The organism is Vibrio sp. 704, assembly GCF_033339295.1.
This window is the reverse complement of record NZ_JAWOUH010000845.1, coordinates 1-556: the sequence shown is the minus strand read 5'-3', so window position 1 is coordinate 556 and position 556 is coordinate 1. Positions and strand designations below refer to the sequence as shown.

Here is a 556-nt window from a genome sequence, read left to right as displayed (position 1 = left end):
ATGGGATGGGGAAGGTATTTTAAAAACAGGCTTCATTTGTCCTTCAATGTGGCTGGATGCCTATTTTACCTCTGTCATCGTCCGTGACAAAGCTAGTATGGATGTGTTGGCAAACTTTCCGATTTCTTTGATGAGACAGAGCTCTACCAAAGCGGGTGAGCTGTCTTATATGCTAGTAGACGTCATTCAGTCGTTCCACAATCGCACATCAGATTATCCTGATAAGCTGGTTTCAGCAATGGACGCGGCGGTAGCTCAAGGAGATAACTGGGCGTTGGAAATTGCGATGGGGATCCTAGAAACCTTCGCAGCGCTCACTACTAATATTGGTTATGATTTTGAGGAAGCGCTCGTTAAAAACCTACAGTTCCAAGAGAAATATCATCTTAGAGAATTAGGACCAGATAGGATAGGCATCCGCACTTTCATTAATTTCCCTCTGCTTGGCATGGCTTGTATGTGGTACGACAAAGGTAACTGTTTATCTGTTGAAACCGGTTGGCTTCCTCCTTATCTCGTTGAAGGACGTTGGCTGGAAGAAGTAAAAGCCGGAAAT

At 44.4% G+C, this 556-nt stretch carries 1 protein-coding gene; it reads left to right on the top strand.

Annotated features, from left to right (window positions below; all coding sequences use genetic code 11):
• On the top strand, nucleotides 1-556 hold a 556-nt coding region (locus R7R24_RS29470), incomplete at both ends, for an immunity 49 family protein (protein WP_318120560.1).